Here is a 14,950-nt window from a genome sequence, read left to right on the forward strand (position 1 = left end):
AGGCTTTCAGCCAGGTATTCGCGAGAGCCTGCATTTTGGCTGCGTGGGCTCGACGCGGGAGTATTTCCCCGGGGAAAAAATCGATCGCGACGCCTTCCACGCCCTGCGGCAGCGGGTGCGTTTGGCCATTGAACCCACGATCGGCGACTATCGCCGTTTTGGTTGGGATCAAGCCGTGGGCTCTTCCGGTACCATCAAAGCAATAGCACGAATCCTACAGGAAAATGGTCGGGGCTCGCGGATCAGCGCGGCGGGACTCCGCTGGCTGCAAGACGAACTGCTTTCTTTGGGGAGTTTTCGCGCCCTTGCCCGTTTACCCGGCTTAAAGGCAGACCGCGTGCCCGTGTTTCCGGGTGGGCTTGCCATCCTCTCGGCAATTTTTGATGCTTTTCAGCTAGAAGAGATGCGTTTTTCGGAGGGAGCCCTGCGCGAGGGCGCCCTCTACGACCTCTTAGGGCGCATCCACCACGAAGACAGTCGCGAGTTGAGCGTTCTTGGTCTCCAGGAGCGTTTTCATAGCCAGCGCGAGCGCAATAGCCAGGTTTGGACTCGGGCGGAACACCTCTTTGCCAGCTCCTGCCGTGAGTGGAAGCTTACGGATCTTCACGGTGCCTGGTTGCGCTGGGCTGCTCTCACCCACGATATTGGTTTGGATATTGCGCACTCCGGTTTTCACAAGCACGGCGAATACATCTGGCGCAATGCCGACCTCGCCGGTTTTTCCAATCGCGAACAGAATCTTCTGGCCCTGCTGGTGCGCATGCAGCGCAAAAAGCTGCTGAACATTGCACAGTTGCAGTCCATGGGGGTAAGCATGGACGACGCGCCGGTTTTGCAGCGCTTGGCGGTACTCCTGCGCCTTGCCATCCTCTTGCAGCGCGGCGCCGCGGAGTTGTCTTTGCCCGAACTGCAAATTCTTGGGCAGACCCTGCAATTGTCCTTTGCATCGGGCTGGCAGCAAAAGGCCCCGCTCCTGCATGCCGATTTGGATCACGAACGGGAGTTGCTGGCCCCCGAATTCCAGTTGCTGTTCTAACGCTCTTGGAACTGCTGAACTGGATCCTCGCGCATCTAGGGGTTACTCCGGTAACGCTCGCCGACGTTAGCGAATTTTTGCGACGCTACGGCTACGGTATTCTCTTTCTCGGTACCCTTTTTGAGGGCGAGGCGGTGGTGATCATCGCCGGTGCCCTGGCGCATACCGGCATTCTTTCGTGGCCCGGTGTGATTTTGGCGGCCTGGGCCGGCAGTACCCTCAACGACCAGATTCTCTACCTGCTTGGCTATCGCTACGGCACACGTCTGGTTGGCTGGCTGCCGCGCTTTCTGCGCCGGCACGTGGAGCGCGCGGAAGCCCTGATCCGCCGCTTTGGCGATTGGATTACCGTGCTCTTTCGCTTCATCTATGGCACCCGCACCATCACCCCGATTCTCCTCGGCGTGCATCGCTATCATCCGCGCCGTTATTTCTGGGTCAATCTCGTTGCCGCCTTGCTTTGGTCGGTACTGATCAGTGCCGCTGGCTATCTGCTGGCCGCTTCGCTGCCGGTTATTCTGCGCGAGCTGCGCTATGTGCAGATCTTGTTTTTGGTCTTGCTCTTGATGGGCGCGGCCTACTTTCTTTGGCGGCAGTGGCGGCGCAGGCGGCAATAGCTCGGTTTGCCGTCGACGGTCTTTTTTGCTATAACGCGCCGCAGGCCCGCTGGGGCCAAATTCACACACCGACCCACACCTGCTTGCCGGGTGTCCTGCGGGATGGCAAAGCGGGGGTCGGTGGCGGAGATCAACCCGAATCTATGGAGTTTTCATGACCAGTCCTGTTGTGAGTATGCGTGCTCTTCTCGAAGCCGGTGTGCATTTTGGCCACCAATCCCGTTATTGGCATCCAAAAATGGCGCCCTATCTCTTTGGCGAACGCAATCGAATCCACATCATCAACTTGGAGCACACCCTGCCGATGCTGCGCACCGCGCTGGCGTTTCTCGAGCAACTGTCGCGCAAGCATGGTCGGGTGCTCTTTGTGGGCACCAAGCGTCAGGCGCGCGACGTGATTGCCGAAGAGGCCAAGCGCTGCGGCGCTTTCTACGTCAATCAGCGTTGGCTGGGCGGCACCCTGACCAATTTCAAAACCATTCGCCAGTCTCTGCGCCGTATGGAAGAGCTCGAGCAGATGCGCAGTGACGGTACCATCGAGAAACTCACCAAGAAAGAGGCTCTCGATCTGCAGCGTGAGCTCGACAAGTTGGAGCGCAGCCTGGGCGGTATCAAGGAAATGACCGGGGTGCCGGATGCCATTTTCGTCATCGACGTCGGTCACGAAAACATCGCCGTTGCCGAGGCCAAGAAGTTGGGCATCCCGGTGATTGGCGTCGTCGATAGTAACTGCGACCCGACCCTGATCGACTACCCGATTCCCGGCAATGACGACGCGGCGCGGGCGATTCGGCTGTACGCCAGTCTCGCCGCGGATGCGATCCTGGCCGGCCGGCAGGGCATCGAGGCAGATCTTCTCGACGATTTTGTCGAGGTAGACGAAGAGATCATCGAAATCGACGCAGATTAATCAGCCCCCTTCCATCCCGGAGTTCAGGAGTAAGCAATGGCAATTACGGCACAGCAAGTCAAGGAACTGCGCGAGCGTACCGGCGCTGGCATGATGGAATGCAAGACGGTTCTGAGTGAGGCGAACGGCGATATGGATGCCGCCATCGACCTTCTGCGTAAACGGGGTCTGGCCAAGGCCGACAAAAAGGCCGGGCGTGTTGCCGCCGAAGGAGTAGTGGTGGTGGCGACGAGCGCCGACCAACGCCGCGCGGTGGTTCTCGAGCTCAACTGTGAGACGGATTTTGTAGCCAAAAACGAGGATTTCGTGGGTTTTGCCAAGCGCTGCGCTGAAGCATCCCTGCAGCAGGGAGCCGACCTTGCGGCGCTGGCCTCGGGCGCCCTCGAGGAGGAGCGCAAGGCCTTGGTCAGCAAACTGGGCGAGAACATTGCCTTGCGTCGTCTGCAGCAAGTGTCTGTCGACCGAGGGCGAGTGGGTAGCTATCTGCACGGCAGTCGGATCGGGGTGTTGGTGGCGGTGCAAGGAGAGGTTTCAGAGGAGCTCGGACGCGATCTTGCCATGCACATAGCCGCCTCGCGTCCGGAGGTCGTGTATCCGGAAGATGTTTCGCCAGAGCGGGTGGAGAAAGAGAAGGAAATCCTTATCGCCCAGGCTGCTGATTCGGGCAAGCCCCGGGAGATCATCGAAAAAATGATTTCGGGGCGGATGAATAAATTTCTCAACGAAATCGCTCTTACCGGCCAACCCTTCGTAAAAAATCCCGATCAGACGGTAGGTGATTTGCTCAAGCAGACAGGCGGCGCAAAGGTACTCGAGTTCGTGCGCTACGAGGTGGGCGAGGGTATCGAAAAGGCGCCGGTGGCGGACTTTGCCACCGAGGTCATGGCGCAAGTACGGGGTAGCTGATGGAGGCCCCGCTGCGCTACCGGAGGGTTCTGCTCAAGCTGAGCGGAGAGGCCCTGATGGGCGACGGACAGTACGGCGTCGACCGGGGCGTGGTGCAGCGTATGGCCGCCGAGATCAAGGAGATAGCCGACGCCGGGGTGCAAGTCGCTCTGGTAATTGGCGGCGGTAACATCTTTCGAGGCATGGCGAAGGCTGCCGAGGGTATGGACCGTGCCACCGCTGACTATATGGGAATGTTGGCGACGGTGATGAATGCCTTGGCGGTGCAGGATGCCCTCGAGCATTTGGGTCTTCCTACCCGGGTGCAATCGGCTTTGCATATCGAACAGGTAGCAGAGCCGTACATCCGTCGTCGCGCCATTCGTCATCTGGAGAAAGGACGGGTAGTCATCTTTGGCGCCGGTACCGGCAACCCCTTTTTCACCACCGACACTGCGGCCAGCCTGCGCGCCGTCGAAATTGGCGCCGAGCTGGTACTCAAGGGCACCAAGGTCGATGGTATCTACACCGACGATCCGGTCACCAATCCCGATGCCATGCGCTACCGCAAGCTGAGTTTCGATCAGGTGTTGGAGCAGGGATTGCAGGTGATGGATGCAACCGCCATCACTCTTTGTCGTGACAACGATATGCCAATCATCGTCTTTTCCATGAACAAGCCCGGGGCCCTTCTGCGCGTATTGCAAGGCGAGGAAGAGGGGACTCTGGTGCGGGGTACACAAGTATGAGCATTGCGGAAATCAAGAAAGACGCCGAATTGCGGATGAAGAAGAGCATCGAGTCGCTGAAAAGTGAACTGGCGCGACTGCGAACGGGCCGTGCAACTACGGCCCTGCTCGATCCCGTGGAAGTGGACTATTACGGCACTCCCACGCCTTTGTCGCAAGTTTCCTCGGTCAGCGTGGCGGATGCCCGCTCTCTACTGGTCACGCCTTGGGAAAAAAACATGATCCCAAAGATCGACAAGGCCATCCGCGATGCTGGCTTGGGTCTGAATCCGGTAGCCGGCTCTGACAACGTGCGGGTACCTTTGCCGCCGCTTTCCGAGGAGCGACGCAAGGAGATGGTGAAGATCGTTCGCTCCGAAGGCGAGGGGGCGCGAGTTGCCATTCGCAACATTCGTCGAGATGGCATTGCTCAGGTCAAGAGTTTGCTCAAAGATAAAGCGATTTCTGAAGATGAAGAGCGGCGCGCGGAAGAGGAATTCCAGAAGCTGACCGATCGTTTCATCGATGAAGTGGAAGCGGTGATCGAGGCCAAAGAATCAGACCTGATGGAGGTCTGAGTTGAGCTCCGCTTTGGCGGCAGAGACCGCCAACAAGCATCCTCGGCATATTGCCATCATTATGGATGGTAATGGCCGTTGGGCCTACCGCCGGCATTTGCCGCGTGTGGCTGGTCACCGGCGCGGCGCCGAGGTGGTGCGAGAGATGGTGCAGCGCTGTGTCGACTTAAAAATTCCGCACCTCACCCTTTTTGCCTTCAGCACCGAGAATTGGCGCCGTCCGCCGCTCGAGGTGCGGCTGCTGATGAATCTTTTTCGCCTCCTTTTGCGCCGCGAGGCGCGCAAGCTGCACGAGAATGGCGTGCGTTTGCGCATCATCGGCGAGCGTAGCAACCTTGCCGCAGATTTGCAGACCCTGATCGCCGAGGCCGAGGCCCTAACGGCCGAAAATCGCCGGCTCACCCTCAACTTGGCGGTCAACTACGGTGGCCGCTGGGATATTACCCAAGCAACGAAGCGCGCCGTCGCCCGGCACCTGGAATCGGGAGAGAGTCTCGACACCTTCCGTGAAGAAGACCTTGCCGCAGAACTCTGTTTGGCCGACAGCCCGGAGCCCGATCTTCTCATTCGTACTGGTGGTGAGGAGCGAATCAGCAATTTCCTCATTTGGCAGTTGGCGTATACCGAGTTCTATTTTACCGACACCCTGTGGCCGGATTTCGACGGCAATGCCTTGGAGTTGGCGCTAAAATCCTTTGCCCATCGGCAGCGACGCTTTGGTCGCACGGGCGATCAAATCTTGGATGATGCTTGCGCCAGCGACTGATCACTGCCACTCTTCTTTTGGCGGTCTTTCTACCGCTACTGCTGTACAGCCCGGTCTGGCTCTTTTTTTCGGTTCTTGTCCTGGTATTTATCCTCGCCGCCGGCGAGTGGTGGCAGCTGAGCGGAGTTCGACATCCGCGACTTTGGCAGAGTGCCGCCGCCTTCACCTTGTTGTTGTTGACTCCGTTACTGTTCGAGTTGCCGGATTTGCCCATCTACGTTGCCGGGGCGTCGACGATCTTTTGGGCCTGTACCCTAGTCCTGCTCATTGCGCTGCGCCGGCGCGGCACGTTGTCTCCGGGTTTTCTTGCCGTGGCTGGCTTTCCCGCCCTGATCCCCGCCTTTGCCTTGGGCATTTGGTTACAGGGCAGGCAACCCCTGTGGTTGCTCTGGGGCATCGGTATCGTAATCCTCACCGATGTATTTGCGATGTTGGCAGGTAAGCGCTTCGGTCGCGCGCGTTTGGCACCAATGCTGAGTCCGGGCAAGACCTGGGCCGGGCTCTGGGGCGGCTTGCTTGGCGGCGTGCTCGGGGGCACACTGGGGGCTGGACTCTTTTGGTCTTGGCAACCCGCAATCTGCCTTGCTGGGGCTGGTATTGGGATTGTAGTGGCGACCTTTGGGGTGGCGGGCGATCTGTTTGAGAGTCTGTTGAAGCGCTCGGCGGGCCAAAAAGATAGCGGTCAGCTTTTGCCCGGTCATGGCGGTGTACTCGATCGCCTCGATGCCTTGACGGCGGGCCTGCCAGTATTCATCAGCTTACTGTTTCTGTGGGGGAAACTATGACACGCGGCATTTGCATCCTTGGTGCGACGGGCTCCATCGGCAAGAGCACCCTCGACGTCCTGGCCCGCCATCCGGAGCGCTTTCGTGTGCTGGTTTTGACTGCCAACGGGCGGGTCGACGAAATGGCGGAGCTCTGCCGCCAGCATCGCCCCAAGCTCGCCGTGATGCGCGATCCGGCTGCTGCGCAACGCCTGCGCGAGCGTCTTGCCGATCTTCCCGATATCGAGGTCGGCGGTGGTGAGGAGGCGCTCTGCGCGGCGGTGGATTACCCAGGCGTGCAGGAGGTCATGGCGGCCATCGTCGGCGCCGCGGGGCTGCTACCGACCCTCGCCGCCGTGCGCGCGGGTAAGAAGATCTATCTCGCCAACAAAGAATGTCTGGTGATGGCGGGTGAGCTCTTCATGGAAGAGGTGCGCCGCCATGGCGTTACTCTCCTGCCCATCGATAGCGAGCACAATGCGATTTTTCAGTGTTTTGGTGACGAGCGGGGCGTGCGCCGCATCATCCTTACCGCCTCCGGCGGACCCTTCCGGGAAACCCCCCTGGCGAACTTGGCGCAGGTCACGCCGGAGCAGGCTTGTGCGCACCCCAATTGGGTCATGGGACGCAAGATTTCCGTCGATTCGGCAACCATGATGAACAAAGGCCTCGAGGTCATCGAAGCACGTTGGCTTTTTGACCTGAGCGTCGATCGTATCTCGGTGCTCATCCACCCACAAAGTATCATCCATTCCATGGTGGAGTATCTCGATGGCTCGGTGTTGGCGCAGCTCGGTAATCCCGACATGCGTACTCCTATCGCCCACGCCCTGGCCTACCCAGAGCGCATCGATAGCGGCGTATCCTCCCTCGACTTGGCGCGGGGGCCGGCCCTGCAGTTTCAGGAGCCGGATTTGCAACGCTTTCCCTGTCTGGCCCTGGCCTTCGAGGCCTTGGCCGGCGGTTCGGCGGCCACGGCGGTGCTCAACGCCGCCAATGAAATTGCCGTTCAGGCCTTTCTCGACGGCAAACTGCCATTCCTCGGCATTCCGCGAGTCGTTGCCGCCACCCTCGAGGTGTATCAGCCGCAGCGTCCGGCGGATCTACCAGCCGTAATGGCTATCGATGCCGAGGCCCGTATCCGCGCCCAGCAGCAAATTCCCCTTGCCGGCGCTGCCTGAGCCCGCGTGAATATCCTGATCACCCTTCTGGCCTTCATTATTGCCGTCAGCATTCTGGTAACTTTTCACGAAGCCGGGCATTTTTTTGTGGCGCGCGCCCTGGGGGTACGGATTCTGCGCTTTAGTGTAGGCTTTGGTCCGGCGCTCTGGCAGCGCCGCTTTGGCGCGGATGCCATCGAGTTTCGCTTGGCGGCGATTCCCTTTGGCGGTTATGTGAAGATGCTCGAAGCGACACCGGGGGAGACGGTGCCCGACGGCGACCGCGGGCGTGCTTACAACACCTTGCCTCCCGCACGTCGTATGCTCATTGCCATTGCCGGGCCGGGCGCAAATTTCGTGCTCGCCATTTTTCTCTATGCCGCGGTGGGTATGCTGGGAATTCCCGGCATTGCGCCGATCATTGGTCACGTCGACCCTCATCATTTTGCCGCCCAACACAGTACCTTGCAGGCTGGCGATCGTATCGAATCCGTCAACGGGGTGGCGGTACACGACTGGGAGAGCTTGCGCCAGCAGCTGCTCGCCGCGGCCATGAATGAGCAAGCGGCCAAACTTACGCTGCGAAATGCGCAAGGACAAGCGGAGGAAACGGTGCTGCCGCTGCAACGGCTTCCCAAGGATAGTGTCGGCCCGGGTTTTCTGGGTGAGGTCTTGGGTTTGGGACCCTACCTACCGCCGGTGATCGGAAGGGTTCTGCCCCATACTCCGGCGGCCACCCTCGGCCTGCAACCTGGAGACCGTATCCTTACGATAGGGGGTCAGCCCATCTACAGCTGGCAAGATGTCGTTCACGCCATCGAGAAACAGGGCGTCAAGCAAACCTCCCTGCGCTGGCAGACCCCCCAGGGCCGGTTGCAAGAAGGACAGGTGCAGTTGCAAATGATCCTCTCCCAGGGTAAACCCGAAGGATATCTTGGGGTTACCCTCGCGCCCCTGCCGAAGTCGCTGATCGTCGTGCATCGCCGTGGCCTCCTCCCTGCCATCGGGTACGGGGCGCAGCAGAGTTGGTCGGTGGCAAGTCTGTCGGTGGAGATGATCTGGCGCATGCTGCAGGGCTCGGTGTCCACCCGCAACATCAGCGGCCCGGTGGGCATTGCCGAGGTGGCCGGCCAGAGTTTCGTAGCTGGTGTCACTCCCTATCTGAGTTTTCTGGCCCTGCTCAGCATCAGTTTGGGGGTGATCAATCTCTTTCCTCTACCGGTACTCGACGGTGGCCATGTCCTCTTTGCTCTGGCGGAGATCCTCCGCGGCCGGCCCTTGCCACCAGAATGGATGCAAAAAGCGCAGATGATCGGTATAGTGCTGATCCTGATGCTTCTATTCCTGGCCCTCTACAACGACACTGTGAGAATGTTGAAACCGTGAAGAAAATGCGCCTTCCTACCCGTTCCACCCGGGCCCTGACGCTGTCGGCGGCCGTATTCTGCGCAGCCGCCCTGGTTCCCGCATGGGGATTTACGCCGTTCACTGTGCAAAATATCGAAATCAAAGGCTTGCAACATATCACGCCGGGCACGGTATACAATTATCTGCCTATTCATATTGGCGAGTCGGTGGATGATGCCTTGGCACAAAAGGCAGTGCAGGATCTCTACTCTACGGGGTTCTTCCAGGACGTGAGCATCGCGCGCTCCGGCAATGACCTAGTCGTGGTGGTGAAAGAGCGGCCCATCATCGCCAGTATCGAGACCAAGGGCATCAAGGCTTTTTCCAAGGATGAGGTCAATTCCACCCTCAAGGGCATCGGTCTCGAGGTTCGCCATATTTTCAATAAAGCGACTCTTGATCAGGTGGTGCAGGGGCTGCAACAGCAGTATGAGGGAATGGGGTACTACGATGCGAAGATCACTCCGCACGTGGAAACCTTGCCGCGCAATCGGGTAGCCATCCGCATCGATGTCGATCAGGGTGAGCAGGCTACCATCAAACAAGTGAATATCGTTGGCAACCATGCATTCTCCGAGAGTCGTCTGCGTAGTCTGTTCTCCATTGGCGCGCCCGACACCTTTTCGTTTTTCACAAAAAACGACCGTTACTCACAGGAAAAGTTTTCTAAGAGTTTAGAAAAGCTTACCAATTTTTATCTCGACCGTGGCTACCTGAATTTTGCCATCGAATCTACGCAGGTGCAAATTACTCCTAATCGTCGCTTCGTGTACCTAACTGTAAACGTTCACGAAGGGGACGTTTATCACGTAAGCAAAGTAGACCTGACTGGTGATCTGGTATTGCCCCGAGAAAAGCTCGAAAAGCTGATAGAAATTCATCCCGGTGAGCGCTTCTCAAAAGAAAAAATCCTCGATACCAACAAGGCGATTGCGGATGAGTTGGGCAATTATGGATACGCCTTTGCCAATACCACACCAGTACCCACGGTTGACCCCAAAACCCATGAGGTAGCGCTGAATTTCCAGGTCGATCCCGGGCATCGGGTCTATATTCGGCGTATCAACATCAGCAACAACAACCGCAGTATGGATTATGTGGTACGTCGGCAATTTCGGCAGATGGAAGGAGCTCTGTACAACCGTAGTCTGATTGATCGCTCGAAGTTACGTCTCGATCAGACAGGCTTTTATCAGAATGTCACCACCAAGACGGTGCCTGTACCCGGCCACCCCGATCAGCTCGATCTCGATGTGGCGGTAGACGAACGACCAACGGGTTCCTTCAGTGTGGGTGTTGGCTACTCCAATGCGCAAGGATTTCTGTTCAACGGCTCGATTTCCCAGAAAAACTTCATGGGCACCGGCAATGCGTTATCATTCTCGGCCAACGTCGGTGGCTTGGGAAGCGCCTTCAATCTTTCCTACACCGATCCCTATTTCACGCCCGATGGCATCAGTCTCGGCTTCAATATCTTCCGCAACGATACCAACTTATCGACTTTGGCGGTTGCGCCGTATCAGGAGGTCGATCTTGGTGGCGCGGTAACCTTGGGCATTCCAGTAATGGAATATGTATATGACTATATGTCCTTGGGCTACACCCATACCCGTATCACTTTGGATACGAGTAATCCCATACCCCTCTACCAAAATTATATTGATAACTATGGCAATACGACCAACTCGATAACGCTTGGTAATGATTTGGTTTACGACAGTACCAACTCACCAATTTTCCCCACCAAGGGTATTTACAGCAGCCTTTCTCTGAAGGCAGCGATACCACCGGGCAATCTACGTTGGTATAAGGCCGAGGTGAAAACCAATTACTACCATCCCTTTACCTCTTGGCTCTCGGGTGGGTTAGGGCTGCGTTATGGCTTCATCAACAGCTACTCTAGTAAGCCGGTACCTTTCTTCAATAACTTCTATCTTGGTGGTCCGCTGACCTTGCCTGGTTACCAAACCTATGCGCTCGGCCCGCAAATCGATGGCTATCCAGTGGGCGGTACCCGTGAGCTGCTCCTCGATGCCAATCTGTACTTCCCGCTGCCTGGCCTACAAGACAATAAAAATTTCCGGATGAATGCCTTTGTTGCCAGCGGCTGGGTGTACGGCGTGAACCCTGTCAGCGGCAGCACCAACACTTACAGTTATTCGAACAATTATTTCCCCAACTTTGGTGAGATGCGCACCACGGCAGGTATTGGCCTGCTTTGGATCAGTCCGCTCGGACCGTTGCGCCTATCTTTGGCTGTCCCGCTCAACAAGAAGCCGGGTGATTTGACGCAGCCTCTGCAGTTCACCGTGGGTAATGCTTTCTGATGCGTCGTTGTTGGCGTGCCATCCTCTGCCTCGTGGGTAGTCTATGTCTGGCGCCGGCAGCGCTGGGCGAGGTTCCCAAAATTGGCTTTGTCGACCTTGACAAGGCCTTGCGCGAGCTCCCGGAAGCACAGGTGGGCGCGAAGAACCTCAATCAGCTGATTGCGGAAAAGGAAAAAGCGATCGAGCAAAAACAGCAGCAGATCGTTTCTGCGCAAAAGGCGTTGGAACAAGATTTTCCCAAGCTCAGCAATGCCGAACGGCAAAAGCGTGAAGCGCAGCTCCAAGCCATGGTGATGGATTTGCAAAAGTTGCGACAGTCGGCGCAGGATCAAATCAATATGCAGCGTAATCAGATTCTCGAAAACATCCAGGCGCGGCTGGTGCGAGTAGTTAGTCAGATTGGCAAGCAGGGTCACTACACCTTGATTCTGAACGACAAATCTGTTCTATATGTAAGCGGCGCAATCGATCTGACCCAGCAAGTAGTTGCTGCCATGGAAAAACCCAAGGCGAGTAAGGGTAAATGAGCATCCGGGCGCGGCGATCTTTTTTGCTTGCCGAATTGGCAAATGCGCTGGGCCTCGAGTTTCGAGGAAACCCCGCGCTACGCCTCGACGGCATCGCCGGGATAGCAACTGCAACCGAGCAGCAGCTGAGTTTTTTGCAGGATAGCAAATATCTGCCCTTGCTGGCGCAAACGCGAGCTGGGGCGCTGATTTTACGCAAAGAGCATGCGCAGGATTATTCTGGTGCGGCGCTATGGAGCAATAATCCGTACCTGAGTTTTGCGCAGGCGATGCAGTTATTTTATCCCCCAGAACAACCCTCGCCTGGCATATCCCCGCGTGCCGAAATAGCCGCTGATGTCGAGCTTGGCGCCCAGACGCGGGTGGAGGACTTCGTGCAAATTGGGGCGGGCGCCCGGATTGGTGACGGCGCGTGGCTCGAGGCGGGCGTGGTCATTGGTGCCGGCGTAGAAATCGGTGCCGGTAGCCATCTGTATCCTGGGGTGAAAGTCTTGGCAGGTTCGATACTTGGTCCTGACTGCATCATCCACGCCAATGCGGTAATCGGTGCCGATGGTTTCGGGTTTGCTCAGGGCGCCGGCGGTTATGAAAAAATCCCGCAAATCGGCAGGGTGGTGCTGGGCGCAAGGGTGGAGATTGGGGCAAACACTTGTATCGATCGCGGCGCCCTGGGCGATACCGTCATTGGCGATGGGGTAAAGATCGATAATCTGGTACAGATTGGCCACAATGTCGAAATTGGTGCTGATACCGTGATTGCCGGACAGACGGGCGTGGCTGGTAGCACCCGCATCGGTCGCGGTTGTCGCATTGGTGGGCAAGTAGGTTTTGCCGGGCACATCGAGATTGCCGATGGCACCGTGATTGCCGGGCAAAGCGCCATCACCCACGATATTCGGCAGGCAGGGATTTACTCTGGGGTGATTCCCGCGCAGGAGGTGCGCCGTTGGCGTCGCACCGTCGCGCAACTGCATCGCCTAGATGGTATTTTGCGGCGTCTGCGCGGAGCCGCCGATCCCGCATCCCATTCCTCTTCCTCCTAGGAGTTTGTATGGAAGGTTTTGACATCCACCAGATTCTGCGTCGCCTGCCGCATCGCTATCCGTTTTTGCTGGTCGATCGTATTGTCGAGGTCGAGCCCAATAAAAACCTGCGGGCGATCAAGAATGTGACCATGAACGAGCCGCATTTTCAGGGGCACTTCCCAGACTTTCCGGTAATGCCCGGGGTACTGATCATCGAGGCGCTGGCTCAAGCCGCCGCAATTCTCGCTTTTGTTTCGGAAGATAAGTACGGCGAGAATGCTGCCGTATATTTTGCCGGTATCGACAAGGCGCGTTTCCGGAAACCGGTAATTCCTGGTGATCAATTGATCCTTTCGGCGGAAGTGACGCGACGTAAGGCAGGGATGTGGCAGATGGAAACCGCGGCATCGGTAGACGGCAATTTGGTTGCTTCGGCTTTGCTCATGGCTACCTTGCGGGAGCGCGATGCATGAGCGCGCAGATCGATCCGCGAGCTGCGGTAGACGCCAGTGCATGCATTGCCGATGGCTGCAGTGTTGGCCCTTTTGCTGTCATTGGATCGGGTGTGGTGCTCGAGTCCGGGTCTCGGGTCGGCGCGCATGCCGTCATCGAAGGTCCCTGCCATATCGGCCCGAACAACCAAATCTTTCCCTTTGCTTCTATTGGCACCGCGCCCCAGGACCTCGGCTACCGCGGCGAGGAGACGCGGCTGGAGATTGGTGCGAACAATACTTTTCGCGAATTTGTGACCATCAATCGCGGCACGGTGAAGGGCGGCGGCATTACGCAAATCGGGTCCAATAATCTCTTCATGGCGTATTGTCACGTCGCCCACGACTGCCACATTGGCGACCATGTGGTCATGGCCAATGCTTCGACTCTGGCGGGGCATGTGATCGTCGAAGATCATGCCATTCTCGGCGGCTTGTCGGCGGTGCATCAGTTTGCTCGAGTTGGCGCCCACGCCATTCTTGGCGGTGGCACCATGGCCGCACTGGATATTCCGCCCTATATGATGGCAGCGGGGAATCACGCCCATTTACACGGCATCAATGTGCGGGGTTTGAGCCGCCGCGGCTTTAGCAGCGAGCAGATCTCCGCTCTGAAACGCGTCTATCGATTGCTTTTTCGTTCCGGAAAGCTGCTCGAGGAAGCGATTGCGGAAATCGAGCAAGAACTTGGGCAGCTGGAGGAAATACAACGCCTTTTGGATTTTATCCGTAGTACCCAGCGCGGGATTACGCGACCATGAAACTCTTACGTACTGGGGTGGTAGGTGCAGGGCATCTTGGCCGTTTTCACGCGCAAAAATATGCGCGCATCGGTAATTTTCAGGGGGTTTACGACGTCGACGGCGGCCGAGCACAACAAATTGCCGAAGAGTTGGGCTGTCGGGCGTTTTCGAGTCTGGAAGCGCTACTCGCAGAGGTCGATGCCATCTCCATCGTTACCCCAACCCTGCATCACCATACGGTTGCCCAGCAAGCCATTGCGCTTGGGGTACACTGCTTGGTCGAAAAGCCTTTCACTTTTACCTTGGCAGAGGCCGACGATCTCATCGCTGCAGCCGCCAAGCGCGGCGTGCTGGTGGCGGTAGGGCAGATCGAGCGCGGGCAGGTCGTAATGCAATATCTTCGCAGCCAGGGCTTCCCGCCGCCGCGCTATATCGAGGCAGAGCGCCTGGCACCCTTCAAGCCGCGTTCCTTGGATGTGGACGTCATTATGGATTTGATGATCCATGATCTCGATCTCATCCTGATGCTCGGGGCATCGACCCTGCGGGAAGTGCGGGCCGTGGGAGTGGCGGCGGTAACCGAGCAGGCCGACATGGCCAATGCCTGGGTGACCCTGGCCAATGGCAGTGTGGCCAATCTCGCCGCCTCGCGGGTGGTGCGCGAGGCAGTGCGGCGCATGCGCATCTTTTGGCCGGATCGCTATGCTTCGGTAGATTTTCTGCAAAATCGGCTGACTTTTTATCGGCGCGGGCCGGGGCAGGTGCCCGGTATTCCCGGTATAGCCGAAGAAGTGGTGGAGTTGCAGCCGGTCGACGCCCTGGAATATGAAATTCGTACCTTTCTCGATGCGGTGGCAGGGCAAGGCAAGGTGCTCTGCAGCGACCAGGAGGGTAGGGCAGCGTTGGCGGCGGCGCATGCCGTTCGACAAGCCGTCGGCGCCTTTTTGTCGCAAACCTTGCACCCCAATTCTCTGGGAGAATCCTAA

General features: G+C 57.8%; 16 protein-coding genes. All 16 read left to right on the plus strand.

Annotated features, from left to right (window positions below; all coding sequences use genetic code 11):
• The coding region (locus tag RTI30_RS02275; RefSeq protein ID WP_312283319.1) for a Ppx/GppA phosphatase family protein at positions 1 to 1,036 on the plus strand (1,036 nt) is incomplete at its 5' end.
• Between the two features lie 5 nt (positions 1,037 to 1,041).
• The gene (locus tag RTI30_RS02280; RefSeq protein ID WP_312260891.1) at positions 1,042 to 1,653 is read left to right on the plus strand and encodes a DedA family protein; all 612 of its coding nucleotides are present in this window, start codon (positions 1,042 to 1,044) and stop codon (positions 1,651 to 1,653) included.
• 154 nt (positions 1,654 to 1,807) lie between these two features.
• A complete protein-coding gene (gene rpsB / locus RTI30_RS02285) occupies positions 1,808 to 2,563 on the plus strand; it encodes a 30S ribosomal protein S2 (protein WP_312260890.1) in 756 nt (251 codons plus the stop codon).
• Positions 2,564 to 2,599: 36 nt separating this feature from the next.
• Entirely contained in the window at positions 2,600 to 3,469 is an 870-nt protein-coding gene (gene tsf / locus RTI30_RS02290) for a translation elongation factor Ts (protein ID WP_312260889.1), read from the plus strand.
• A complete protein-coding gene (pyrH, locus tag RTI30_RS02295) occupies positions 3,469 to 4,197 on the plus strand; it encodes a UMP kinase (protein ID WP_312260887.1) in 729 nt (242 codons plus the stop codon). Before tsf ends, pyrH begins: the two co-directional genes overlap by 1 nt.
• Positions 4,194 to 4,754 carry a ribosome recycling factor gene (gene frr / locus RTI30_RS02300; RefSeq protein WP_312260885.1) on the plus strand — a complete coding sequence of 187 codons (561 nt, stop codon included), beginning with the start codon at positions 4,194 to 4,196 and terminating at the stop codon, positions 4,752 to 4,754. Before pyrH ends, frr begins: the two co-directional genes overlap by 4 nt.
• Positions 4,755 to 4,815: 61 nt before the next feature.
• Entirely contained in the window at positions 4,816 to 5,520 is a 705-nt protein-coding gene (gene uppS / locus RTI30_RS02305) for a polyprenyl diphosphate synthase (RefSeq protein WP_409449672.1), read from the plus strand.
• A complete protein-coding gene (locus RTI30_RS02310; protein WP_312260883.1) occupies positions 5,505 to 6,305 on the plus strand; it encodes a phosphatidate cytidylyltransferase in 801 nt (266 codons plus the stop codon). Before uppS ends, RTI30_RS02310 begins: the two co-directional genes overlap by 16 nt.
• Entirely contained in the window at positions 6,302 to 7,465 is a 1,164-nt protein-coding gene (ispC, locus tag RTI30_RS02315; protein ID WP_312260881.1) for a 1-deoxy-D-xylulose-5-phosphate reductoisomerase, read from the plus strand. The genes RTI30_RS02310 and ispC overlap by 4 nt, the downstream gene beginning before the upstream one ends.
• Positions 7,466 to 7,471: 6 nt before the next feature.
• The gene (rseP, locus tag RTI30_RS02320; RefSeq protein WP_312260880.1) at positions 7,472 to 8,830 is read left to right on the plus strand and encodes an RIP metalloprotease RseP; all 1,359 of its coding nucleotides are present in this window, start codon (positions 7,472 to 7,474) and stop codon (positions 8,828 to 8,830) included.
• A gap of 5 nt (positions 8,831 to 8,835) precedes the next feature.
• Positions 8,836 to 11,178 carry an outer membrane protein assembly factor BamA gene (gene bamA, locus RTI30_RS02325; RefSeq protein ID WP_312260963.1) on the plus strand — a complete coding sequence of 781 codons (2,343 nt, stop codon included), beginning with the start codon at positions 8,836 to 8,838 and terminating at the stop codon, positions 11,176 to 11,178.
• Positions 11,178 to 11,705: an OmpH family outer membrane protein gene (locus RTI30_RS02330; protein ID WP_312260878.1), complete on the plus strand. Its 528-nt coding sequence runs from the start codon at positions 11,178 to 11,180 to the stop codon at positions 11,703 to 11,705. Before bamA ends, RTI30_RS02330 begins: the two co-directional genes overlap by 1 nt.
• Positions 11,702 to 12,748: a UDP-3-O-(3-hydroxymyristoyl)glucosamine N-acyltransferase gene (gene lpxD / locus RTI30_RS02335; protein WP_312260876.1), complete on the plus strand. Its 1,047-nt coding sequence runs from the start codon at positions 11,702 to 11,704 to the stop codon at positions 12,746 to 12,748. Before RTI30_RS02330 ends, lpxD begins: the two co-directional genes overlap by 4 nt.
• Positions 12,749 to 12,756: 8 nt before the next feature.
• On the plus strand, positions 12,757 to 13,203 hold the full coding sequence (gene fabZ, locus RTI30_RS02340; RefSeq protein ID WP_312260874.1) for a 3-hydroxyacyl-ACP dehydratase FabZ: 447 nt from the start codon (positions 12,757 to 12,759) through the stop codon (positions 13,201 to 13,203).
• Entirely contained in the window at positions 13,200 to 13,982 is a 783-nt protein-coding gene (gene lpxA, locus RTI30_RS02345) for an acyl-ACP--UDP-N-acetylglucosamine O-acyltransferase (protein ID WP_312260872.1), read from the plus strand. The genes fabZ and lpxA overlap by 4 nt, the downstream gene beginning before the upstream one ends.
• Positions 13,979 to 14,950 (plus strand): Gfo/Idh/MocA family oxidoreductase, encoded by a 972-nt coding sequence (locus RTI30_RS02350; protein ID WP_312260870.1) that lies wholly within the window; start codon positions 13,979 to 13,981, stop codon positions 14,948 to 14,950. The genes lpxA and RTI30_RS02350 overlap by 4 nt, the downstream gene beginning before the upstream one ends.

It is taken from the genome of Candidatus Igneacidithiobacillus taiwanensis (genome assembly GCF_031962545.1).
Classification (GTDB): domain Bacteria; phylum Pseudomonadota; class Gammaproteobacteria; order Acidithiobacillales; family Acidithiobacillaceae; genus Igneacidithiobacillus; species Igneacidithiobacillus taiwanensis.